22 protein-coding genes are annotated in these 23,717 nt (G+C 62.8%); 8 read left to right on the top strand and 14 right to left on the bottom strand.

The window, feature by feature from the left end; translation table 11 throughout:
- Nucleotides 1-105: 105 nt before the first annotated feature.
- The 3 genes from ACNJX8_RS14210 to ACNJX8_RS14200 all read left to right on the top strand — a co-directional run bounded on the left by ACNJX8_RS14210 (nt 106) and on the right by ACNJX8_RS14200 (nt 1,304).
- Nucleotides 106-276: a hypothetical protein gene (locus ACNJX8_RS14210; RefSeq protein ID WP_439361134.1), complete on the top strand. Its 171-nt coding sequence runs from the start codon at nt 106-108 to the stop codon at nt 274-276.
- Nucleotides 277-497: 221 nt separating this feature from the next.
- A complete protein-coding gene (locus ACNJX8_RS14205) occupies nt 498-761 on the top strand; it encodes a hypothetical protein (protein ID WP_439361133.1) in 264 nt (87 codons plus the stop codon).
- Between the two features lie 315 nt (nt 762-1,076).
- Complete coding sequence (locus ACNJX8_RS14200) at nt 1,077-1,304, top strand: hypothetical protein (RefSeq protein ID WP_439361132.1); 228 nt, start codon at nt 1,077-1,079, stop codon at nt 1,302-1,304.
- A 775-nt stretch (nt 1,305-2,079) separates the two neighbouring features.
- Here the strand turns inward: ACNJX8_RS14200 and ACNJX8_RS14195 are convergent.
- Both ACNJX8_RS14195 and nagA read right to left on the bottom strand, forming a co-directional pair.
- The gene (locus ACNJX8_RS14195; protein ID WP_439361131.1) at nt 2,080-3,282 is read right to left on the bottom strand and encodes an aspartate kinase; all 1,203 of its coding nucleotides are present in this window, start codon (nt 3,280-3,282) and stop codon (nt 2,080-2,082) included.
- Nucleotides 3,283-3,300: 18 nt separating this feature from the next.
- On the bottom strand, nt 3,301-4,458 hold the full coding sequence (gene nagA, locus ACNJX8_RS14190) for an N-acetylglucosamine-6-phosphate deacetylase (protein ID WP_439361130.1): 1,158 nt from the start codon (nt 4,456-4,458) through the stop codon (nt 3,301-3,303).
- Between the two features lie 117 nt (nt 4,459-4,575).
- Here nagA and ACNJX8_RS14185 point away from each other — a divergent pair, with 117 nt between their 5' ends.
- The 4 genes from ACNJX8_RS14185 (at nt 4,576) to ACNJX8_RS14170 (ending at nt 7,846) form a co-directional block, all read left to right on the top strand.
- Nucleotides 4,576-5,499, top strand: coding sequence for a BadF/BadG/BcrA/BcrD ATPase family protein (locus ACNJX8_RS14185; RefSeq protein ID WP_439361129.1), 924 nt, complete (start codon nt 4,576-4,578; stop codon nt 5,497-5,499).
- Nucleotides 5,500-5,518: 19 nt separating this feature from the next.
- A complete protein-coding gene (locus tag ACNJX8_RS14180) occupies nt 5,519-6,460 on the top strand; it encodes an N-acetylmuramic acid 6-phosphate etherase (protein WP_439361128.1) in 942 nt (313 codons plus the stop codon).
- Between the two features lie 11 nt (nt 6,461-6,471).
- A complete protein-coding gene (locus ACNJX8_RS14175; RefSeq protein WP_439361127.1) occupies nt 6,472-7,470 on the top strand; it encodes an SIS domain-containing protein in 999 nt (332 codons plus the stop codon).
- A 94-nt stretch (nt 7,471-7,564) separates the two neighbouring features.
- On the top strand, nt 7,565-7,846 hold the full coding sequence (locus ACNJX8_RS14170; RefSeq protein ID WP_439361126.1) for a phasin family protein: 282 nt from the start codon (nt 7,565-7,567) through the stop codon (nt 7,844-7,846).
- 1,882 nt (nt 7,847-9,728) lie between these two features.
- On the opposite strand, the gene ACNJX8_RS14165 is transcribed toward ACNJX8_RS14170, so the two are convergent.
- The 6 genes from ACNJX8_RS14165 to ACNJX8_RS14140 all read right to left on the bottom strand — a co-directional run bounded on the left by ACNJX8_RS14165 (nt 9,729) and on the right by ACNJX8_RS14140 (nt 14,692).
- Nucleotides 9,729-10,187, bottom strand: coding sequence for a DUF433 domain-containing protein (locus ACNJX8_RS14165; protein ID WP_439361125.1), 459 nt, complete (start codon nt 10,185-10,187; stop codon nt 9,729-9,731).
- A 170-nt stretch (nt 10,188-10,357) separates the two neighbouring features.
- Nucleotides 10,358-11,935: an AAA family ATPase gene (locus ACNJX8_RS14160; RefSeq protein WP_439361124.1), complete on the bottom strand. Its 1,578-nt coding sequence runs from the start codon at nt 11,933-11,935 to the stop codon at nt 10,358-10,360.
- The gene (locus tag ACNJX8_RS14155) at nt 11,932-12,537 is read right to left on the bottom strand and encodes a hypothetical protein (protein WP_439361123.1); all 606 of its coding nucleotides are present in this window, start codon (nt 12,535-12,537) and stop codon (nt 11,932-11,934) included. The genes ACNJX8_RS14160 and ACNJX8_RS14155 overlap by 4 nt, the downstream gene beginning before the upstream one ends.
- Nucleotides 12,538-12,633: 96 nt before the next feature.
- Nucleotides 12,634-13,458 (bottom strand): metallophosphoesterase, encoded by an 825-nt coding sequence (locus ACNJX8_RS14150; RefSeq protein WP_439361121.1) that lies wholly within the window; start codon nt 13,456-13,458, stop codon nt 12,634-12,636.
- 1 nt (nt 13,459) lies between these two features.
- Nucleotides 13,460-13,651 carry a hypothetical protein gene (locus ACNJX8_RS14145; RefSeq protein ID WP_439361119.1) on the bottom strand — a complete coding sequence of 64 codons (192 nt, stop codon included), beginning with the start codon at nt 13,649-13,651 and terminating at the stop codon, nt 13,460-13,462.
- Between the two features lie 150 nt (nt 13,652-13,801).
- Nucleotides 13,802-14,692, bottom strand: a complete 891-nt coding sequence (locus ACNJX8_RS14140; RefSeq protein ID WP_439361118.1) for a hypothetical protein — start codon at nt 14,690-14,692, stop codon at nt 13,802-13,804.
- A 208-nt stretch (nt 14,693-14,900) separates the two neighbouring features.
- Between ACNJX8_RS14140 and ACNJX8_RS14135 the strand changes: the two genes are divergently transcribed.
- Complete coding sequence (locus ACNJX8_RS14135) at nt 14,901-15,101, top strand: ribbon-helix-helix protein, CopG family (protein WP_028173141.1); 201 nt, start codon at nt 14,901-14,903, stop codon at nt 15,099-15,101.
- Nucleotides 15,102-15,281: 180 nt separating this feature from the next.
- Here ACNJX8_RS14135 and ACNJX8_RS14130 read toward each other — a convergent pair whose 3' ends face one another.
- The 6 genes from ACNJX8_RS14130 to ACNJX8_RS14105 all read right to left on the bottom strand — a co-directional run bounded on the left by ACNJX8_RS14130 (nt 15,282) and on the right by ACNJX8_RS14105 (nt 23,571).
- Nucleotides 15,282-15,701 carry a hypothetical protein gene (locus ACNJX8_RS14130; protein WP_439361116.1) on the bottom strand — a complete coding sequence of 140 codons (420 nt, stop codon included), beginning with the start codon at nt 15,699-15,701 and terminating at the stop codon, nt 15,282-15,284.
- 230 nt (nt 15,702-15,931) lie between these two features.
- Complete coding sequence (locus tag ACNJX8_RS14125) at nt 15,932-16,864, bottom strand: hypothetical protein (protein WP_439361114.1); 933 nt, start codon at nt 16,862-16,864, stop codon at nt 15,932-15,934.
- Nucleotides 16,865-17,110: 246 nt separating this feature from the next.
- Nucleotides 17,111-17,272, bottom strand: a complete 162-nt coding sequence (locus ACNJX8_RS14120; protein WP_439361113.1) for a hypothetical protein — start codon at nt 17,270-17,272, stop codon at nt 17,111-17,113.
- Between the two features lie 239 nt (nt 17,273-17,511).
- Nucleotides 17,512-19,503 (bottom strand): MobA/MobL family protein, encoded by a 1,992-nt coding sequence (locus tag ACNJX8_RS14115; protein ID WP_439361111.1) that lies wholly within the window; start codon nt 19,501-19,503, stop codon nt 17,512-17,514.
- Between the two features lie 1,065 nt (nt 19,504-20,568).
- Complete coding sequence (locus ACNJX8_RS14110; protein WP_439361109.1) at nt 20,569-21,351, bottom strand: enoyl-CoA hydratase/isomerase family protein; 783 nt, start codon at nt 21,349-21,351, stop codon at nt 20,569-20,571.
- A 129-nt stretch (nt 21,352-21,480) separates the two neighbouring features.
- Nucleotides 21,481-23,571, bottom strand: coding sequence for a molybdopterin oxidoreductase family protein (locus ACNJX8_RS14105; RefSeq protein ID WP_439361107.1), 2,091 nt, complete (start codon nt 23,569-23,571; stop codon nt 21,481-21,483).
- Nucleotides 23,572-23,717: the final 146 nt, after the last annotated feature.

The following is a 23,717-nucleotide window of genomic DNA, read 5'->3' as shown; positions in this document are numbered from 1 at the left end:
GCCCTTCCTATGTACCAAGGCATAGCGGCTTGCCTCCGAGCCATTCTGGCGAATCTATCTGCCATGGGCACCAGGTCGCGAGAGGTCATATGGGGCGGCCGTATCATGGGCGCGAAGATCCACGCTCAGGGAGCCCGCGAGCGTGCCAAGATCCGCAAGGCTGATCGGGCAGAAGCTGAGGCGCGGTCCGTCCGCATGGAAGGCTACGGCGACCCTGCCCAAACCAAACTTCACCCGCAATTGCTCAATGCCTTAATGGCGCACTTAGCTGGCTGAGGCCGAGTGCGTTCGGTGTAAGACGAGTGCTAGCTAGTCTACCGCTTGAGGCGATCCGAGAACCTCGGGAACGCCGCTCTGGAAGCTGGAAGCCTCCTTCAAGTACCGATCATGCCGCATCACCCGATACGCGCCGCCTGCTCGCATGATCAGGCTAACCGAGACAAGGCAGATCACGCCCTATAAGTGGCTCCATCCTAGCGAGGAGCCTTAGAGCGACCATGACCAAGTTTGCCGCTGAACGTCCTTACGCCGATCCCGAGATCGCAGCGCGGAAGCTTGTCCAGTTGGCGGCCAGTATCGAACCGGTTCAGGACGCCCGCATTCACATGGAAAAGATCAACCCCGCATTCCTCCATACGCTGAAGGCCAACGACAATGAGTTCGGGGCCGGCATCAGGTACGCGGTCGACCAGGGTTGGCTCAAACTGCACGAGAGCGAAACTTACGTCCGGCTGGCAGGAAAGGATTTGCTTCCGGAGTAGATCACATCGGCCCCAGCCTGGAGGTTTTTGCGGATCGAAAAACGAGCTGGGACCAGGCGGTCTGCCGTCTGGTCGGCAAACGCAGCTTCATCCCAAAAAATCATCCGGGGCTTGTTCGTTGGAGGCACATCCGGACCGGCCTTTCATTCCCGGAGAGCCATGTCCGGTCTGTAATCGAACGGAAGCTCGGCCATCCGGAGCACGTCCCGGAGATTTCAGCCCGCTCCACTCTCGTACGCACCAGCATGAAGTGCAGCTTTACACCTTCGATCTTCTTGCCATGGGCGGGATCGATCTGGGGTCCTTCCCCTCGACATGCGCAAGGCCAACCTAGAACAGCTATTGGCTCAGCGGACGGACGGTATCACCGCGGCGACATTCGAGCGCGGCGACATCGGGCGCGGCCTCTTTCGCGCCGTCTGCCGCATGGGTTTGGAGGGTCTCGTTTCCAAGCACCGCGATCGGCCGTACCGCGGCGGCCGGCAGAAACACTGGATCAAAGTAAAGGTCCTGACGCATCCGGCCGCGGGGCGCGAGCTCTGACGATGTGGATATCCCTGCAAGATGGCCCCGGCCGTGCTCGGGGTCCGACGCTATCCTGCGGTCGGCTGCAATTCCGTTACTTATGCAAATCGATCATCGCGGATTGACGAAGCTTAGACTTGCCGCGTCGTTTGCCGATGCTCGCTGTTGGTTGCCAGCGTCCCGCATCAGCATGGGAGGCGCTCGCCGAAGCTGGAGCCTCTTCCAAGCCACTTGACCAGGCTCGAATTGGGCTTGGTGTGCCTCGGCCGACGCCACGGCTGGATCGCGCGCTATCTTTGCGACAAGGGCAAATACGTCGTGCCAAAGTTCGGCCATCCGGCAAATCTTGGGCCGACAGAAAACGCCACCGTCGGGCCCGCAATGAAAATCCGTCAGAGCTTGAATAGTGCGACCGGAATATGTGTATTCAATGTGAGCCAGTAGATGAAGCGTGGCGTGGCTTGCCTTGCTTGCTTCGAGCGAGGCCGCAGAATTTATGGGCGCGAGGTCGGCATCGCGCGCCCCGGCAAAGGCGCTCCCGCACACGCGGTGGGTCGCTTTGACCAAATCGTTTGTCGGATACCACCGCTCACGCCTCGAACATGCCTCAGCGAAGCCGCGCAAGGCCTAGCGACAGTAACGTTCCGCCTCCTGAGCTCACGCAAGAGATTGCCGAGATCGTTGCAGGTTTCCGCGTGCGGCAGCAGAGCCGGCAGGCAGGTGTTGGTGTCATTCTGAACGTACTCTGCGTAGAATGTGCGCGTATTACATAGTTCCCGCATCTCGCCCGCCGCTATGTTTGCTGGACGAGAGAATGCAATGCCTTAACTGCGGCCTCTCGGTCCTCCACAGGGACAAACAGGATGACCGAATGCGGCGACAACACGTACTTGTCGGGGACAATCCCTTGATGTCCGAGAACCTGCAGTGCTCTGAACGGCAATTCTGATGAAACGCCGCCGAAGCAGGTGATACTCACCGAGCTTGAAGCCTCGCGTTGCTTGCGCAGGTCCTTGCTTTGCTCCAGCGTGCGCAACAGCGCATCGAGCCACACTGAATCACAGGCCACGGTCATACTGGTTTTTCCCATGGTGAAGCTCGAGGCGAGGAGTTGTGGCCAGGACAGACCGTTTTCCTTGAGATGCTGTGCCAATTTCTCGAACCCCTGATTGAGATCCTTGGAATCGATTTCCACGTGCTCAATGCGAGCCATCGAGTTGACGGCTAGAACCTTTCCATTCTCCATGCCTGCAACCTCTTTCGTCACTTGCGTGCCGAGTTCAACGCCACCCCACTGCTTGAGAATCAGAGGCACATCCTGACTTTGCGCCAGCTCCACGCTACGAAAATGCAGGATTTTTGCACCCCAGAAGCACATTTCAGAAAGGGATGCGAAGTTCACTCGCCGCAGCGGCTTTGCATCCGGCACGATTTGCGGATCGGCAGAACAAATTCCATCGACCTCTTTGATGATTTCACAGCGCTCCGCCTTCAGCGCCGCAGCCATTGCAACGGCAGTGGTGTCGCTGCCGCCTCGGCCGAGCGTGGTGATTTCCCTGGTCGCCGGGTTCACGCCCTGAAATCCTGCCAGCACCACAACGCGCCCCCGATCGAGTTCCTCACGCACGCGAATTGGGCGTACATCCAGAATGCGTGCCGAGGAATGAGAGTCGTCGGTCAACACACCGGCCTGGCTGCCGGTGAAGCTGATCGCGGGCACTCCGAGATCGGAAAGCGCCATGCTCACCAGGGACATGCTGATGCGCTCACCAGTCGTCAGCAGCATGTCGAGTTCACGGCGATTGGGACCAGGGCTCACCTGATAAGCCATCTGGATCAATTGGTCGGTGGTCGTGCCCATCGCGGAGACGATCGCCACGACACGATGACCACGGCCGTGCAGGTCGGCGAGACTGCGCGCAACCGCGCGAATCTTCGCCGGCGTTTCAAGACAGACACCGCCATATTTCTGCACGATGATGGGATGGTTGCGCATCTAACCTCGGTGAGAAACCTAGCTCGCCTCGCCCGAGCCGGCACCAGCTATCCATGTTCCGACGACTTCGAAGTTCGGATTAAAGGCGACAAAATCCGCGCGGTAGCCGGGCGCGATCCGTCCAAGCTCGGACTCAAGGCCTAGAAATGCCGCGGGCGTCCGGGAAGCCATAATGAGGGCGTCGACAAGGGGGATTCCGATCAGCGCAACGGCGTTACGCACCGCCTCGATCATGGTGAGATGAGCGCCCGCGAGTGTGCCATCGGGGCCAGTCAGGCGATTTTCGTGCAAAGCGACCTGCTTTTCTTGCAGCAAGAATTGCCGATCGTTCGTGCCCACCAATGGCATGGCGTCGGTGACTAGCATCAATCGATCGCGTCCCTTGCAGCGGGAGGCAACACGCAAACCGGCGCGGTCAACATGGATGCCGTCGCAGATAATCCCCGCAAAGAGCCGATCATCCGTTAGCGCGGCGCCCACCAAGCCTGGCTCCCGGGCGTTCAACTGCGACATGGCGTTGAACAGATGGGTCACCCCCGAGATACCGCGATCGACCGCCAGCCCGATTTCGGCTGCGGTGGCGTCGCTGTGGCCGGCCGCGATACGCAATCCGGCGCCCATCAATTCATCGATTATGGACGCGGGCACGCATTCCGGGGCCAAGGTCACAATGGAGCGGCCGCGGTGCCCGAAACTTTTGATCGCGGCGAGATCGCGCCGATCGGGCACGCGTATCTCGGCTTCCGGATGAATACCCTTGCGAGACCTGTTGAGGGCCGGCCCTTCCAGATGAAAACCGAGCACGCCGGGAATCGTCAGACAAGCCTCGGCGACTGCGGCCAACCGCTCGAGGACCTCGATGCGGTCGGTAATGAGGGTCGGCAAGCAGCCTGTGGTTCCTGCCTTCCGGTGCGCTGCGACGATGCGTCGAACGCCCGCCTCCGTTGGCTGATCGTTGAGAAGAACACCCCCTCCTCCATTCACCTGGATGTCGATGAATCCAGGCGCAAGGATCGCTTCTGCCGGAAGGTGGATTGAGGCGCGTCCGACCGCCTCGCCGAAGGTGATGCTTTCAATCCGCCCCTGCGTGATCCTGACCGACCCCGGCCCGCGCATCTCGGCACCATCAAAGATCTGCTGCGCGGCAAGAGAGACGGAAGACCCAGCGTGGCCCATCAGTATTGATCCAACAATAGCAGTCACGGGCTCGTGAGGTGAGTCCCGTCCCCTTCAGGATCTTATATGTACCAGGAGCCTCGGGGACCCGGAGCAGACCCCTTGCGTTAAATTTCCATGGGAACAAAAGGTACCACGTATCTCGGCATTGATGGCGGTGGAACCCGTTGCCGTGCCCGGATCGAGGACGAAAACGGCAGACTGCTCGGCGAAGCCAGCTCGGGATCTGCCACGACGCGGATTGGCGTCGAAAAGGCCTGGCGTTCCATCATTGAAGCGACCGAAGCGGCGGCCGCACAGTCCGGCCTGACGCAAGAAGATTTCGCGCGGATGCACGCCGGAATTGGCCTTGCCGGACTTGGCCGCCGGGACGCGGAAGCGGCGCTCAAGAACATCGCGCATCCCTTTGCGTCCGTCATCTTCATCAGCGACGGCCTCGCGGCCTGTCTCGGCGCCCACAGCGGCGCGGATGGGGCCATCGTGGTCGCCGGCACAGGCTCGGCGGGTGTCGGCCTGCTCGACGGCCGCGAAATCCGTCTCGCCGGCTACGGCTTTCCCGTCTCGGACGAAGGTAGCGGCGCCGACATAGGCTTGCAGGTTGTTCGACTGGCACTGCGGGCCGCGGATCGCCGCGGCGAGCTGACCCCATTGCTTTCAGAGGTGCTGGGCGCATTCGATCATGATCCTTATCAAGCGGTGGCCTGGTCTGAAGAAGCCAGGGCCCCGGACTACGCAACGTTCGCGCCGATCGTGATGCGGCACGCCAATCAGGGCGATCCGGTCGGCCGTCGCATCGTCGAACGCGCGGCTGATGCAATTGGCGATCTGCTCGATCTGTTCTTGGCGAGAGGAATTGACCGGCTCTCGCTGGTGGGCGGGCTCGCGGATCCCATTACGCCATGGCTGACCCCTGATCTGCGCGCTCGCCTGAGGCGTCCTGACGCCGACGCCGTGGCTGGCGCCTTGCTGGTGGCGCGAGGACGGCTTGACCTGCCCAAGAGAGAAACTGAGCATGAACAGGCTTCGAAGTTCCGCGTTTGATGGCGCTTGGATCAACAATATGGCTACGGAAGAAGTCGATCCCCGTTTTGCTGACCTTGATGCTTGGCCGCTGACGTCAGCGATGGAAGCGATGTGGGAGGGCCAGCTTGCGGCAGTCGCCGCGATCGGCCATGCCCTTCCCGCGATCACCGCGGCGACTGAAGCGGCCAAGGTGGCGCTGGGCGATCGCGGTCGCATCGTGTATGTCGGCGCCGGCACCTCAGGCCGCGTAGCGGTGCAGGACGGCGCCGAGCTGACGCCGACCTTCGCCTGGCCCCGCGAGCGCGTCCGCTTCATCGTCGCCGGCGGAGACAGCGCCTTCATCACCAGCATCGAGGGCGCTGAGGATGCTGTCGATGATGCGGTCACGCAGATTAATGCCGCGCGGCTCACGCCGCGCGACGTGGTGATTGCGGTAGCCGCCAGCGGGACAACGCCATTCACAGTCGCGGCACTGCAGCAGGCAGGCTCATTCGGTGCAGTGACGATCGGTGTCGCCAACAATCGCGGCACCGCACTGCTGGAGTCGGCAAAATTTCCGATCTTGATCGAGACCGGCCGCGAGCTGATCGCCGGTTCCACGCGGATGAAGGCCGGCACCGCACAGAAGGTCGTTCTTAACCTGATCTCCTCGGGAATCATGCTGCGCCTTGGCGGGGTGTATCGCGGCATGATGGTGAACATGCCGCCGACCAATGCCAAGCTGAAGCGGCGCGCGGAGGCCATGGTCGCACAAATCGCGCACTGCGATCCGTTGCGCGCCGCGCGATCGCTTGAGCAGGCCGAGGGAGACATCAAGACGGCTGCCCTTCTGGCGTTGGGTGTCGATAGGGTTGATGCTGAGACCGTTCTCAAAAACTGTGACGGCAACCTTCGGAGCGTATTTGCCGAGCTCGCCAGGAATCGTGACCAGCATCCCACCCGAGCGGCGCGTAATCGAGGCGGAGCGGTTGACCCGTGACGACATCCGCGATGGCAAGCGAAATCGGAGAAAGCGCGGATGTTGTTGCCAACATCGTTCGCAGTCGCCCCGCCGTGCGCGACATCACACAGCGAATTAGGATCGGCTCCGCCCCCCTGTGCGTCGTGTGCGGCCGGGGAAGCTCTGGGCATGCCGGGGTTTTCTTGAGATACCTTGTCGAGACGCGGCTTCGCCTTCCTGTTTCAGCCAGCGCTCCTTCGGTGATCACGGCATTTCGCACGCCTTTGATGCTGCGCCATGCGCTGTTCATCGTGATCTCGCAATCCGGGCGCAGCCCGGATCTCGTCGCAGCGACCAGGTCGGCGCGCGCCGCGGGCGCCCGCACCATCGCCATCATCAATGCGACGTCGTCGCCGGTGGCTGACGAAGCGGAGTTCGTCGTTCCGATCGAAGCCGGCCAGGAGCATTCCGTAGCTGCGACCAAGACCGTGATCGGCTCGATGGCTGCCAGTGCCGGACTCGTTGCCGAGCTGGCCGAAGATCAGGCGCTGCGGTCGGCTCTCGAGAGGCTACCCGAGCGCCTGCATCGCGCGCTGGCGCTCGACTGGTCTGAGATTGCCGCTGATCTCGCCAAGGCGTCAGCCGTGTTTGTGGCGGCGCGGGGCCTTGGCCTGGGCTCGGCGAAGGAGATCGCGCTCAAACTTTCGGAAATCCTGCGCCTGCCTTCGATTGGTCTAAGCGCCGCAGAGCTGCAGCATGGGCCGCGCGCCGCGCTATCGTCGCGCACGCCGGTTGTTATGATGCGCCTCATGGATGAAACGGCGGTCACGGTGGACGCGCTGGCAGCAGAAATGCGCAAGCAAAAGATCGCGCTGCATCTCTGCGGCGGACCATATGGGTCGCTGCCTTGGTTGGCGGAGGATGACTCCGCGACTGACCCGATCACCATGCTCGTTCCGGCATATCGGATGATCGAGCAGACGGCGCGCGTCTGCGGGTTTGACCCGGATCATCCCCCTCGCCTGAGCAAGATAACCGAGACGTTCTGACAGCTGACTGATTGCTGACTGGCGACCGAAAGCTTGGCCCCGGCAATGAAGCGCAGCGGGCAACGGAACGCCGGTCCGCAACGCCGAAGCAATCATGTACTCTACAACCGCAGTCGCCAAAGGAATGAATGGCGTGTCACGCGAGTACTTTGAATTCGTTCGACAGCAGATCGAGAGGACCATGGACCGCATGAATGAACCCTGGCGCTGTCGAACTCCTCACGATTTGGCGGCCGTGCAGACTGATCTGATGCGCGACACGATCAGTAGCGCCTCGGATGCCAGCCGCCGGATCGCGGACATGTCTCTGAAGATGGCTGACGATGTCGGAAACCATATAACCCAGAGTATCAAACGCATGCGGCAGGCTGCCTAGCGCGCTGGCATAACATGGCGTTGTGCGCGGCTGGGTCTCAGCCGCTCACATCTCCTACGTCTGTGCCTGCTGGACAAGTGAACGCAATACCTGCGGTTTCGCGGCTCTTCCCCGGGACAACCCGCATGCCCAGAGATGCTCGATGCCGACGAAGGAATTTTGGAGGCTATGGTTCAGATGAGCTCATCCAGCTTGGCCGCTTTCTACGAATCTTATTTCGGAAACCCCATACACAAAGGTCACCTGAGCCGGAGCCCCGGGCCAGGACGGCATACGCTTCTTGCTAAATTAACGCGAATGCGCGCGAACCGCTGTGCGCCTGCGAATTTGGAGCGTTGCTCAAACGATCGGTTGGAGACATCCGACGGGGATTTCAGAACTCCCATGAGCTACATCAATTCCGAGGTATTCGATAAGCGCCGAGACCTCTTCTAAGGTGGTATCTCCATCACTTTAGTAACGGGCCTGGACTTTCCTTCGGATACAACGATATCGGGTGGCGTCCACCAGACGTACCTGGCCGCCCGCGAAATCAACCGCAGCTTCCTCCTAGTAAAAACCGTGATCTCCTTGGGCGCCTTGCTATCAAAGCCCATACAGACTGGGCGCGCGCGTGAATGACGCGCTGGGCGGTACGCGGTGGCGCGCCGGCGAGCGGTTTCCTCCTCTCGATGTGATAGTCAGAGATCTCCTCAAGATTGGAAATGCCGGCATCCGCATTGGTGCGATCATGCGCCGCATGGGCCGAAATCCCCCGGGACGACGGTGACAATCAGCATTGCCCCCGCATTGGCTTCCGCCGACCGCCGTGGGAAACGTGGCTCGGAGATGCGACCGACGGCTGGAGATCGGCGGAAGGCGGGGCGGCGAGCTTTTTTCTCGGCGCCCGTTACGTGCTATGAAAAAGAACAGTTTCCCGGACAGTTTGGAACGCTTGTTGGACGTCTGATGTTCGCCGACATCGCCGCGTCGGAATTCCCTAAACAAGTGTTCCAGTCTCCCTCAACAAGTGTTCCATGAACCCTCCGGCCGCCCACCAAAGAGAGGTCGACTTTCCTTCCCCTGGGCCAGACTGCGCAATCCTCGAAAGCACCGCCGAGAACGATCCGCATGTCAGCTAGGCCGAGTTACCCTGAGACTTTCGGACGCGGATAGTCAAAGACTTTGACTTTGGCGGCTCCCCCCCGGTCTGCCAAACAACAGGAACAACTGTTAGGCGGACTAACATGGAGGAAACTACGAAAACCAACGTAGTTTCAGGTAGATGCCGAGAAGCGACGCAAAGCCAAGGAACAGATGTTGGCAATTGGAATGCTGCCGGGACGTGGACGCAACAGATGTTGGGCGGGACCGAAACAGATGTTAGACGACGTCGAACAGATGTTAGGCGTTTTGTGACGCTAGTTCGCTACGTATCTCGCAGGCACAATACCCTCATAATACTAGCATCACACGGTGCGATCGGAATTTCGCGAGTCAATCCAGGCACTTGCGAGGGCTCGACTTGTCCCTCAAAGGTCGTGCGAGACGCGCTGGGGATGGGTGCTTGCCGTATTCCACGGGAATCGATCACTCGGAGTTATCTGGTTTCGATGGCTCCCTTCAATAGAGTACCGATCCGGGCTCACGCGGTATACCGTCCGCCCTATAGATTAGAGCTACTCGGCGGGATTGAAGGACAGTAGGTGCGGATATACGGCGAGACACTTGATGCAACAGCCGCCAGGTCGTGTCGCCCCGAACGTCCATCTGCACCCGCAAGTGGATAACGCACTCCCGGTCCGGGTTGAACATCCTGACGTCGCCGTCGTGGAGCACGTGCAGCACGTGGTTGGGTGGCCCTCGATCGGGGATCGCAACCGTCATCGCTCCACCATCCTGCTCACTCTATCCACGGCGCATTGCGCTCCAGCAGACAGCCGGCCTGCCGCAGAGCGGTTTTGATCTCGTCCCGTGCCAGCGACGGGTACTTCGCACGCACGATCTCGTCGACCGATGTGTCGGCCAGCATGGTGAAGACCGGCCCCGGCGGCACGCGCGCACCCCGGAAGACCGGATCGCCGCTCATCACGCCGGGGTGCCGCACGATAACGGGCTCGTGCGCCGAGAGGTTGCCGGCGATGGTGTCGATGACGGCGATGCGGGCGAGGAACTCGAGGGTGGATTCGTCGGCCTTGCTCTGGCCGCCCCTGATCCGGCGCATCATTCCCGGCGAGACGAGATGAACCCCGCATCCAAGGATATCGGCCATCGCCGCCTTGGCGGCGAACATCTCGGCGGGATTTCCGCGAATGACGAGGAGCAATTCGCCATCGCAGATCTGGGCATCGAGCAATCTCATGACACTACCTCGCACATACTATTGTCCGGATGGTCGTCGGCTTGGCGACGCTGGCCGCGACGGCGCCATCTGGGAAGCCAATGCGGCGTCGCAGGCGCCGCCATGCTGGTACCCCGGGGTAGCCTTCCATGGGCCCGTTGACGAGGCCGATGTTTGCCGACTGGCCATACTCAATTCCTTGATGCCCGCAGATCGCGCTCACGCAGGATGGCCTCCACCATACGGCGCAGCCGCCGCACCGAGCCGCCGCGCCAGTATTGCGAGATCGCCGCGCGCTCCGCGCCGTCCAGCGGCGACATCCAGGCCGCATCGAGACCACGCTCCCGTGCGAGGTCGGCCAGCACAGCCGGAAGCAGCGCGTCGAGGTCGTCGGCAGACGGTATTGGGAACGTCACCACGCGAAACCTGTCGCGAATCGGCGAGGGCAGCGGCTCGATGCTGTTGGCCGTCGCAACGTAGGAGACCTGCGAGAGATCGAGGGTGGTCTGAAGTGCGGGATCGGGATATCGGGCGCTTGTCTCGGGCTCGAGAAAGCTCAACAAACAATCCCACAAACGGCCATAGTCGGACCGCGTGCCCGCCTTTTCCAATTCGTCGATCAGCACGAGCGGGTCTCCAATCTTGCCTCGCGCAATTGCGAGAAAGGGATGGCAGGGTTCGGCCGAATACCAGCGCCGGTCGGTCCCGCCGAACATCGCGCCATCGGCGCGCGCGGCGTCCTCCCGCCAAACGCTGACGCCGAGGGTCTCGCCGAGGCGCCGGGCGAACCGGCTCTTGCCGCCGCCGGGATCGCCGACCAATAGCAGCGGCCGCAGGCGGACCGTCGCACGGCCGACCAGATCGGCCAGCGCGAAGTCGATCACATTCATCGCATAGGGAAACTCGAACGTCAGCGCGTTGCGGACCCCGTGCAGCGGCGGCACCTCGATCAGCGGCAGGGGCGTGTTGATGGCGTGCTTGAGTGGTCCCAGGATATCTTTCAGCTTGGGGTTCTTTATCTCGCTCTCGTACAGACGCGCGACCATGACGTGACGCTCGGGAATGGCTTCCCCGTCGGTGGCCGGCGGCATCGGCCGGGCGGCCGTGTTCTCCTTCTCCTTTTCCCGCGCCTCGGCCTCCTGCTGTCTCCGGTGTCCTTCCTCCAGCTTCCTCCGGACCGCCGCCTTCGCGGCAGTGACACGGTGCTCCGCCATGCGGGCTCCAAGATAGGCCGCATTCGTCGCCGCCGACGCGCTTCTGGACAGCATGCTGGTGCAGGCCGGTAGCGCTGCCCAGCCGAAGGTGAACCGCTCAAGCTCGCAGCAGAGTTCCTGCTCCAGATGCCTGGCGCTCACATGAAGGGCGTGGACCAACGCCTTGCCGACCCTTTGGTGCTCCTCGAAATGGTCAGAACCGTGCGGCGTCGGCAGCGACAGCAGCCGGACGCAATCGGCCAGGCTCCGCAGGTTCGGCTCATCCTGAGCGACCGCACGATGATCGAGTTCGGCGGCGAGCGCCAGCCCGGCGTCAAGCGTGCGCGCGAACGCCCAGGCGACACTGTGCGGCAGCTGCGGGCACAGCTCATGGATCTCTGCAATCAACCGCTCCACGACGTGCTCGCTCCCATCGACGCTCAGTAGGGCATAGCGCAGGAGGCGCGGCAGGCCTTTCAACCGCTCGTCACAGTCGGCGGAATCCGCCGCCGCGCCTGTCGAGACGGCGTCTTCCACGACAGCCGGAAGATCGCCTGTCTCATCCTCAGAGCTCATGCGTGCTCCGCTTGCACGCAGAGCCGGACAAGCGTGGTCGGGCTCAGCGGCTGGGTGATGAGATCAAGACAGACGAGATTGGCGCAGGCGAGCGCCATCACCGCCACCGCGGCATCACCTTCTCCGTCCAAGGACTTCAGGAGCTGGCCGAGCGCCATCGGCCCCTCCTCGAGCAGGACTTGCTGGATGCGCAGGCGCAACCCGACCGGAACTGTCACGCCGCTATACGCCCAGACCAGGTTCGCGTTGGAACGGCGCGGCTCGCGGCCTAGCTCTTCGGCCGTCAGAACACGCGGCTCGAGCTCGAGCTCTTCCAGCGCGATTAGCACGAGGCCTCCCTCGTCGAGGTCGACGATGCGTCGCGCCGGCACGATGTCGAGGACATAACGACCATCCTCGTGCTGGAGGACGACGGCATCGAGCGCGACCTGCACGGAGGCAACCTGGGCGCTGGCGATGTAATCGATGGATCGCACCTGCGGATCGAGCGACGCCTGAATCAGTGCATTGCGGAGTGCCGGGTGTCGCACAGGGATCGCGGTCGTGGTCTTGGCCGAGATAAAGGAGTCGTTGGGGCTCTGGGCGTCTGTCGTGTCACACATACTTTTGCACCTTGTTTTACCGTCATGGAAAGGACGTAAGCACGTCCGCCTGCGTCCGGTGGTCTTCCGAATCCGTCATGGCATCTCGCTGCCCCTTCAGATCTCGATAGTCAGTTTTGGATCGAAGCTCCGGTTGTCCCAGGCGCGCTGCTGCGGCAGCCAGGGTCCGTAGCCTTTTGCGTTTGACACCACGCGCGTTGCGCCGATCACGGTGTCGTCGGACTCGTGGGTATGGCCGTAGATCCAGAGGTCAGCGGGCTTCAGCGCGCCGTATCCGTCATTGGCCGCCGGGCGCATGAGAGCGGTCAGGTCGCTGCGATAGGCGGCGCTGAGGATCTCGTCCGGCCTCGGGGGATCGGACGGCAGCGATGTAGCGCCGGGATGAGGGGCATGATGGGAGATCACGACAAGCCTGCCCGGACGGGGCCCGCGCATCTGCGATTCGAAGAATGCACGAGCCTGCTGGTGCCGGATCAGCGCGTGCGGCGGTCGGAACCGCCTGGCATAGCCACCGATCCGGATCTTCCGGAAATCGTTCATGCGCTCGCCCGCAAGAAACATGGCGCGATTCGCGTCGCCGAACAGATCGAAATCCGTCCACGTTGTTGCACCGGCGAAAATGACATTGCTGATCCGGACGCAGTCGTGCTGCAGCACATGAATGTTCGTGCCGGCAGCCGCCGCTCTCGCCTTCTCGACCGTCCGATCGATATCGGCGCCGTAGAATTCGTGATTGCCGGGCACGTAGATCACCGGCCGATCGGGGACGCGTTCGAGCAGCCACCTCACCCCCCGCTCCATGCGCGGGATCAGATCGCCGGCGACCACCAGGATGTCGAACCGCGGCCGCGCATCGGGAGCCGGCAGGTCCCAGCCGCGCGTTAGTTCCACATGCAGATCCGACACAACCCATAGACGCACGTCAGTCCTCATCATTGTCGGGGTCATCGAGAGGCTCGGCATCGAGCAGCGCCGCCACGAGCTCTTCCGGCAGCTCATCGATGCCAAGCGCGAACACGACGTCCGCCGCTCCGCAGAGCGGACATTCATGGCGGTGCGGCTCGTAATCGCACGCGCCCTCGCGCTCACAGGCCGCGCACCGGAATCGAGCCATCCTATCGCTCCATTCCGCGCGCAGGCGGGGTCCCCCCTCCGGGGGCAGGCGAAGCTAGGCCCCTGCGGCCGACGGATGTTCTCGCTCCGGCCATGGCCTGCCCTTCTGGCAATGCCCATGGTGTGTTCGGAAAGCAGCGTGTTGAAGGCGTCAGCATGCTGCAGCGACCGATCTCTCCAGGCCGCAGATGTCACAGGTCCAGCTCGCGCGCTGGAGTGCGAGGCTGATGGCTTCTTCGATCTTCGCGCGGCTCTCGCCCGAGACCTCGCCCTCCCACTTGATCCAGAGCAGGCCCAGTTTGGTGCCGATGCGGGCGAACTTGAAGGTCTCATTGTGCGCCAATGCGGCTTCAATTCTCCGGCAAAGCTGGTCGAGAACATCGTGCCACCCTGCCTCGCAGGATGGATAGCCGAACGACGCTTGAGGCTTGGACTGGATGATCGCGAACAGCTTCGGATGAGCCTGCATGAGATCGATGCGCCAATCCGCTGTGACAGCTGTCTCAGGCCTCCTCGTTTCTCGAACTGCCGGGTCCTCGTCAGCGAAACGGTCGGCCACCCGGTCGTAGCGCCGCGCCACAATCCGGTAGCCGTCCGCCATCGAGACACGGACAAGGTGGACGTTCTCCCGTCCAGACGGGGTAGGAATCAGCTCACCTTGGACGTGGGCGGCGCAACGGATCATGTAGACACTGCCGACAAAGCAAAGCTGCCCCTCCGCACCGCACGACTCGCAGGTGCAGGTGGAGCGTGCCTTGGCAAGGGCAATCGCCTCGTGCAGCCTGGCAGCGGTCTGCGGCGTCACGTCGCCGCGCCAGTAGACTCGCAGGGTGCCGGATTTCTTGTCGACCTGGATGATCCGGATCGTCTCGCCCTGCTGCAGCGCCGCTTGCATGCGCGCGCAGACGCGCTCCAGCAGATCGCGCCAGCCATCGGCGACGTCCGGCAAGGTCCGCACCGGCGGCGGATCGCTGGCCGGGTGAAATAAATCCGGATAGGCCAGCACGAGCTCGCCCCGCCAATCCCTCTCCTCACGCGCCATCACACTCCCTCGCCACAGTCATTGCGGGCAGGAACGAACCATAAACATTGGCCTATGTCAATGTTCATCTTTATCGCTATGAGAATAGGACATGTACATATCTAGCAAGTTACCTATGGCCATTTGGCTGAACGCGACCTACATTCGGCCCGGATTCAAGGATTCGCCTACCGGAGAATCCTTGCCCCTCATCACCCACGGAGAGCCCATGGCCGAGCAAGGAAAACCCGCAAAAGCAGGCAAGACGGCGGTCCCGCAGCCAAGACGCAACTTCTTCGCAACCCTCGACGCCGAGCTGATCAAATCGATCAAGCGCGTCGCTCTCGAGGACGACACCAGTGCCTCGGAGATTCTTGAGGAGGCTGCGAGAGACTGGCTCGAACGGCGGAAGAAGGCGCCAAAGCGCTAGCCCGAGGCGCCAAAGCGCTAGCCTGGTTGGGGGTCGACAGCCCCTTGCAACGACGTCGACCGCCCTGGGGGGCGTCCTGTGCGCAGGATACACCTGCGCCAGGCTCCGCATGCTTCCGCACGGTGGGTCCGACGGTCAGCATGTTGGTTTTGGGGATGGAAGACGGCAGAAAGCTCATGCTCAGCCTTCCCTGCCCGGGCGCAGGGCATCGAAGGCCCGCAGCGTCTTCAGCAAGGCTGTCTCGGCCGGGGTGAAGCCGCCGCACCGGGTCGAGCGGCCGAAGCGAAATGCGAACCAGGAGGCGCACAGCTGATCTGCTTTTTGGGCATCGTGCTCGGCGCGATCTATCACGTGAGCGAGCACGAGGGCGCACCTGGGCTCACCTGCGAGCGCGAGGGCAAGCAGCGCGGTCATCGCAATGTCGACCTTGATGCCGCCGAGCTTTCTGATCGGCATCAAGGAGCGCACCAGCGCGATGGCCGCTTCGGCATCCCCTTGCAGCGCCGGCTCGACCTCGGCGCCTTCGATCAGCCTTGCGACCTCCTCGAGCGCGGACCGGACCGCGAGGTACTCCGCCGCCCGAAAGGCGTCGGCCGGCATCGACCGCCACCACCTGAGGGGCGAGATCTCGACGAGCGCACGGACGATCGGCGATGAGGCATCAAGCATGCGACCGTCACGGCCCGCGCGCGGATGCGTCGCCGCCCGGACGGCTCGGTGCTCCTGATCGGCGCGCCGCCTTCACCATGATGGCCGGGAAGATGGGCCTCGCCGTCTTGCCGGGGCTGGTGCCCCGGCATCGTCGTGGAATTGGACATCTGGCCGCTCCCCTACTCCGCGCGCGCGATCGGCCCGGGAGTGCGCGGGCGCACCCACTTGGTGCCGGCCACGTGCGCTCCCGCGACGAACTTGGCCGCAACCGCGGCAGAAAAGAAGTGCCAGTCGACCTGGAAGCGCAGGCGATCCTTGATGCCGGCGATCGGCACCACGACACCCATGGCGAGGAGATCTGCGCGGAGCTTTTTGATGTTCTGCCTGAGGCTCGGGGTCTCGACGTTGCGCACCTCCGAGCCGGACCGGACCACGAACCCTTCGCGATCGTGGTGGCCGCGCGCCCAGATGCCGCAATAGTCGAATTCGAGCTCGCCTTCGGCTGGCGACGCCATCGGCAAGCCGATCTCGACGACCTCGTTCACATCCTGGTTGTCATCGGATTCGACTTCCGCGGGCAGCTCGCCCACAACCTTGGCGTTGAAGATCCGGCAACCGGCATCGAACAGCAAGCGACGGCCATCGGCCACCAGCCGCTCAATCGCTGCGGCCTGTTCGACCCGGCAAGGAAGGCCCCGCGGCTCAACGGTGTTGGCCAAGGTGACCGGACCCGCCTGTTTGGCGAGTTCGTTCAGACGGTGTGCGAGGCGGAGCCGCGCCGACCATGGCAGTGTATGCGGCTCCTGCGCGTGGAGCAGGTAGGCCTCCGCGCCACAGACTTTGGCGGGGTCCGTGGCGTGCTCGGCGACGCACCTGACCGCGCGGTTGCTCTCCCCGATATAGGCTTCGTTTCGCCCGACAATGACGTAGCACGCGGACCACAGATTACAGGTCGCCGCCAGGCTCCCGGCCATCGCCAGGGGAAAGGCGGTGACGGCGAGCCGGCCGGCCGGATCGTGGATCTGGCGATAGCCTTCGACGCCGCCGAACGGGCGATAGATCGTGTGGGTGCAGGGCTGCACCATCGGGATGGTCTCGTTGGGAAATTTCATGGATCGATCTCTCTGTCCTCTGGGAGATCGCGAGGTCGACTTCGGACCGGCTGACGCACCACGGGACGTCCTGCCAAACATCGCAGGGCGCAGGCGTCATCGCAGCTTGCGTGACATGATCCGCAGAGATCGCGGCCGCCAGGATTGGCGTCCCCGACCCGCGGGATTGCCAACGCAATGCAACGGACCGGCACCGATTCATGCGACGCCGTCGCGCCGCATGACGTCGGGCCTGGCGATCCGTGCCTAGCTGATGGTGATGGTAATGGCGAGGAGGGACATGCCGTCCGCCGTGGATCCGACACCGGGCACTAAAGCGCAACCGCCGGTCACATCGGACCGGACACAGTGCATCGGAAAGGACGGAAGAAGGATCGCCGAATCGGCGATATAGTGGCACTTAGCCATGGCTGACTCCTCAGTAGTCGGTTTTGGTCAGGCCGTCGTTGGTGTCGCAACCACCGGCGGCGGCCGCCTCGCAGGGATCCGCGAGGGTAAGCTCCAATATGCACTTGTTCTCGGAATATTCCAGCCGAGCAGAGCGCTCGTTCAATACGCATGGTTAACGACAGCCCCTTGAGACAGGCCGGTTTTCTGCATGCCGAGCATGAGCTGATGCACGAGCGCAAGACCGCAGTGTCGGAGCGTCAGGAACGCGGCGCTTGGTAGTCGGACTCCTCCGTCTCTTCCGCCTGATCGACGGCGGGAATTTCGGCAGGCCACTGCGGGATCGGCTGGGGACGCCTCGTCGGCTGCTGAAGCTTCGCGTTCCTAGGCGAAACGGCACCCTCACGCCGAAGCCCGAACGATTGCCGCGTCTTCCGACGCAGGAACTCGTCAAGCTCCTCGTGAATTTGCCGCTCCCGCCTGAAACCGACCTCGAGTGCAAGCGCATCGCGCGCCGACCTGCTTGGATCGGGTTTGACCTTCCAGGAATCGTCCTGCGGGAGCATTTCGAGGCCTTCGAAGGGTTCGGACGACGAACCGGCGGTTCGCCTCGCATCGGCACCAGCGGCCCCGCGTGGGCTGTCGTTGCCCGACGTCGCCATGGGCGCAACCGCTGAAGCCAGGCCGGCGACCTCGTTCGGCCGGAGCGGAGCGGTGCTCGGCGCCCTCAGGTCTGCGGGCGATCGAGGAGGGTTGGAGATCACGCCCACTCTGGGCGGCCGGCGAGCCTCACTGCGATCTCCAGACGTTCGAGCGGTCGCCTCGGAAGAGAAAGCAGCGGTTCGCCTCACATCATCCCAACCGGCGGCCACGCGCTTCTCATTGTCCGACGTTGCGATCGGCGCGATAACGGATGCCGGCTCGGCGACATTGCTCCACCCGGCCGGGGCGGTGTTCGGCACCACCAGGTTTGCCGGCGATTGAGGATCGCAGCCCGCATCCACCTGCAGAGCAGCATCGAGCGCCTCCGCCGCCCGCGCGGCAACCTTGTTCGCCTCAGAGTTCGCGAAGAACCCTGCAGCGATCCCGAGCGGATCGTGGTGCGCAATGTCGGCCTTCATCTCGCTGTAGGACGCCCGCGCAATGAGATCACGGGCTCCGGCCGAGGGAGCTCGATTGATCATGAACACGCCCTCGGCGGCGCCAGCGATCGCGATCAGATCGGCAAGGCGTGCACCTCCCTCGACCACCAGGCCCGGCCATTCGAGCCGGCGCGCAAACCGCGCGACGATTGCAGCATCTTCCGAGCTGCCGATGTCTGCGATCGTGAAGGCCCGACCGTCGAAGGCAACAGCCGTCCCGCTCAGCGCCAACGCCGGCGAGCCCGATGCCACCTCCAGCTCATAACCGGCCTTCTGCGCGGCATCCGCAAACCGCCTCAGGAGTTCGGCAGCCTCCTCATCATCGTCACGGTAATACGTGGCTGCGTTCGTTACCCTTACACTCGCAACCACCGGCCCCGGGGCATGCTTCGCCGCCATGCGATCTCCCTTCGGCTGGCGGCTCGCCTTCAGCTGCTCGATCGCCTCGACATGCCTACCTTCATTGTACATTCTCCACAGCACCCGCGTCAGCCGCAACTCCGGAGCGCCAGCTCCTCTCACATCATTGCGGCGCGGATCGACGTAGGCTTCTACGCCGAGGATCGCACAGCCCAACGTGAGCCTCGCCGCGACGAGGGCCCGTATGTACCTGCAGCCATCGCGCCGGAACAGCGCGTTCCAAGTTCGCACCTTCAGACCGAAACCGCCCTGCTTCAGCTCACGTTGCGAGAGCCAGGCGTGAGCGTGCGGATTGGGCTCACCGTCGCTCGCGTGCACGCACTCGACATCGAGCCGCACCGCCATCCCGAGCTCGACGAAGGGCAACAGCGCAAACGCCGCAAGCGGCAGCAGCAGCTCACGGGCGACCCCGCGCGGTAATGCAAAATCGAGAACTCTGCCTTCTTGTGCGTTCCGCCGCGTCTCCCCGGAAATGACGGCCTTGGAAAAATTCTTCCACTCCGCCAACTCCTCCGGTGCCCCCATCGGCAGCAGCACGCTTCCTCCGACGTGATAAGGGGCATAGCACCGGTAGTCGACGTGCCGGAAACGATCGTCTGCGGTCGAGCAAGTCTGGTAAGCGAACCGCGCCGCAGCGGTATCACCCTTGCTGGTCTGAATGACGCGGGTGTGGATAGAGCAATGCGACACGTTGATCTCGAAACGTATAATGGACGACGCGCCAACATCGCATCCGTCTCCTGCAAGTCGGAAATTGCACCCAATTCCCGCTGAGGGCCGCTCTATTCATCACTTGAGATCTGCTCCCGCCCTACGCGGGGGTCCGTGGAGCTGAGGCGACAGCTGGTTTTTGGGGCTCGTTCGCGCGCGCCCGCCAAGATCTAGCCAGAACCATCGCAAGACATTGAATCAACATAGCAAATTCCGATCGCACCGTATTATGCCCTCATAATACCCTCATAATACCCGCATAATGCCAGTGCGATCGGACGTTGAATGCCGAGGGAATCGCCGCCAGCGGAAAGCCAGCCGCGACTAACCGGTCTCAATTCGCGCGTCCGCACTCGAGGAGCTGACAGCTTCTGCCGGCGTGCACGGCCCACTTCGCATCGGCCGGTCGATGCATCGGGCGACTTCTCCCGTGTCTGGTCATCTTGTGCGGATGGCTGGTCGAGCTCCATCACCCTGCGGGCGAACTCATAGCATCAAACGCTGCTGCACTTTATCGGACCGCAAGCTGGTCGGAGGAGGATATGCTGGCTAAGTGCCCGACATGGTGTTGCGGAGGATCGAGACGAGCGGGCCGATCGAGGCGAGCACCGTCGACGCGCCTCGCACGAAGCCGCCATCGCTCAGCAGTGATCCAGATCGAATTCGCGCAACGCTCGCACTGAGCGGAATAATAGGAGTTGCTCCTCAAGCTTCTAAAAAGTCAGCATATTTTCGGATCCAATCGCGCAACACCCGAACCGAGAGAACGGCCCCGTCGAAACGACTTTCGGACGACAGAGCAGGTCGTTTGGAAGGTGCTTTCACTAATTCCCCTCCCAAAAAACTTCGCCGCAAAGGGCAGTAAATCGTGAAATGCTGCCCATCAGTTCGGAGCCCCCTGGAGCATCCGGACTGACCGGGCTTTCATTTAAAGTATATCCCAGCCGCGATCGGCGGCGACCGTTACTCCCAGTTCTGCACAACTCCACCATCGGAACGAAAGCTAAGCCATGGCCGGTGCGACAGCAGCCTGGGGTCCAGCACTTATTTTCCCGACCACAACGGCTTGCGCTTCTCGCTGAACGCTTTCAGGCCTTCCTTGGCGTCCTCGGTCATGGCCAGCAGCGCGATCTGGCTTTCGGTGTAGGCGATGCTCTGGTCGAATGACATCGAGGCGATGGCGCGCATGGCGTATTTGCCGCGGCGGATCGCGGTCGGCGATTTGTCGACGATGCGGCCGATCAACCAGTCGACCTTGGCATCTAACTCGGCGGCCGGCACCACGTAGTTGAGGAGGCCCGCGGCCTGCGCCGCCTTGGCGTCGAACGGTTCGCCCGTGAGCGCCCATTCGTTGACGAGCCGCGGCGGCGCGATGCGCTGCAGCAGGCTCAGCACCTGCATCGGGAACACGCCGACCTTCACCTCCGGCAGACCGAAGATGACGTGATCGGCAGCGACCGCCATATCTGTCATGCAGAGCAGGCCCATGCCGCCGGCCATGCAGACGCCGCCGATCCGCGCGATCGCCGGCTTGGTTGCGTTCTGCGACAAGCGCAGCAGATCGGCATAGTCGACATTGGGCTTGGAATGATCCATGGCGAACGCTGCGCCCGAATTCTGCAGGTCCGCGCCCGCGCAGAATGCCTTGTCGCCCGCACCTGTCAGCACGATGACACGGACATCCTTGTCCTCATGCGCGTCGCGATAGGCTTTGCTGATGCCGGCGATGACCTCACCGTTCAGTGCGTTGCGCTTTTCCGGACGGTTGATGGTGATCCAGCACGCCTGCCCGCGCTTCTCGGTGATGATTGCTGTGGTGTCGGTCATGGGACGCTCGCTCCGTCGCTTCGCGCCTCCATTTGCGGCAGCTCCGGCGCAAGGTGCAAGCACAAACTACGGCGCGGCGGCGCTTCAGCGGCTCGACGCAAATTTGCAGGCGAACAAGGCGGAGTGCCGTCAGGCCACGACCGCCCTCCTGATCCAGACCTTGTTGTCGTGGAATGCGGCGCCGCCGATCGGCGCGACGGTTTCGGCGCCCGTCAGCATGTTGATGCCGCGGCCGCCGATATGGTTCTTGTTGGGATGGACGGACTCCGCGATCAGGACGCCGCGCCGCACGCCCTCGAACAGCCTCGCCACCAACGTGGTCTCGCCGCGAGTATTGCCCATTGTCACTGCGTCGCCATCGGCAATGTCGAGCGCGGCGGCATCCAGGGGATGGATCATCACGCTCGCCTTGCCCTCGCGCGCCTGCGAGGACGGCGTTTCGTTGAAGGTGGTGTTGAGAAAGCTGCGCGACGGACTGGTCGCAAGCCGGAACGGATGGGCCTGGTCGGACTGCTCGATCACGGCCCAATGGTCCGGCAAGGACGGCATCTTGTCGACATCGCCCATCGTCACGCCGAACGGCGGATGTGCCCAATCGGCCCTGAAGTGGAATTTCCCGTCGGCATGGGCGAAGCCGTCGAGATAGTGCGAGGTGCGGAAATCCGGCTGCAGGTCGCGCCAGATATCAGCTTCAAGGCCGGCGATGTCGCCGTGATTGCTGAGCCTCAAGGTCGCATCGATCAATTCGCGGGGCGTCATCTCAAAACCCGGATGCTTGGCGCCAAGCCGCGGCGCTAGCGCCTGCAACACCTCGTGGTTGGAGCGGCATTCGCCGGGCGGGTCGATCAGCTTTGGCCCAACCGAGATGTGCTGGTGGCCACCGCCGTAGTAGAGATCGTCATGTTCCATGAACATGGTCGCCGGGAGCACGATGTCAGCCATCTCGGCGGTCTCGGTCATGAACTGCTCGTGCACCACGACGAACAGATCCTCGCGCGCAAAGCCCTTCCGGACCAACGCCTGCTCCGGCGCCACCGTCATCGGATTGGTGTTCTGGATCAGCATCGCCTTGACCGGGCCCCTACCCTGCAGGGCTTCGGCATCGCCGGTGAGGATGCGGCCGATCTGCGACTGGTCGAGCGCGCGCGTGGTCTTGTCGATCGCGTCGTGGCCTTCGATGATGGATTCGTTGAAATGCCACAGCGCGTAATTGTTGAAGAAGGCGCCGCCGCCTTCATATTGCCAGGCGCCGGTCACTGCGGGAATGCAATTTGCCGCGTGCATCTGCGTGGCACCATTGCGGCTGCGCGTAAAGCCGTAGCCGAAGCGGAAGAAGGTGCGCTTGGTCTCGCCAACCGCTTTCGCGAAGGCCTCGATCTCCGACACCGGCAGGCCACAAATGGCGGACGCCCATTGCGGTGTGCGCGTCTTCAGATGCTCCTCGAGTTCATCAGGGCAATCGGTGTATTTGTCCATATAGGCGCGGTCGGCATAGCCGCCGCGGAACAGGACATGCATCACGCCGCAGGCGAACGCGCCATCGGTGCCGGGCCGCAGGATGATCTTGATGTCAGCCTGCTTCATGGTCTCGTTGTCGTAGATGTCGACGGCAGCGATCTTCGCGCCGCGCTCCTTGCGCGCGCGCGAGGCGTGCGTCATCACGTTGACCTGGGTGTTGACAGGGTTTGTGCCCCAGATCACGACGAGGTCGGACAGCGCCATCTCGCGCGGATCGACGCCGGCGATCCTGCCGGTGCCGATCGCAAAGCCGATGCGCGCGACATTGGCGCAGATCGTCTGATAGAAGCGCGAATATTTCTTCACATGGGTGAGGCGGTTGAGGCCGTCGCGCATCACCAGGCCCATTGTGCCGGCGTAGTAATAGGGCCAGATCGATTCCGCGCCGAACTCGCGCTCGGCTTGATTGAAGCGATCGGCAATCTCGTCCAGCGCCTCGTCCCAGGAGATCCGCGCGAATTGCCCGGAGCCCTTCGGCCCAATGCGGCGCATCGGAAACGTCACCCGCTCGGGGTGATGGATGCGCTCGGCGTAACGGGCGACCTTGGCGCAGACGACGCCGGCCGTATAGGTCTGCTGCTTCGAACCGCGCACGCGGCCGATGCTGCGGCCTTCAATCACCTCGACATCGAGGGCGCAGGCCGAGGGGCAATCATGCGGACAGGTCGAATGGCGGATTTCGATTTTGGCGTGCTGGTTCATGGCCAATTTCGTAACACCAAAATACCTGTCAGCCGAGGGCATTTATCCGGCAATGCCCATGCGATTTGCTCAGATCACGTGCGCGGCCGGTTCCTGCCGCGACTGCGAAGAGCGGCGCAGCCACACCGATACCGTCCCGATATTCC

Source organism: Bradyrhizobium sp. SPXBL-04 (genome assembly GCF_051853035.1).
Taxonomy (GTDB): domain Bacteria; phylum Pseudomonadota; class Alphaproteobacteria; order Rhizobiales; family Xanthobacteraceae; genus Bradyrhizobium; species Bradyrhizobium zhanjiangense.
This window is presented reverse-complemented; position numbering and strand designations above follow the sequence as displayed.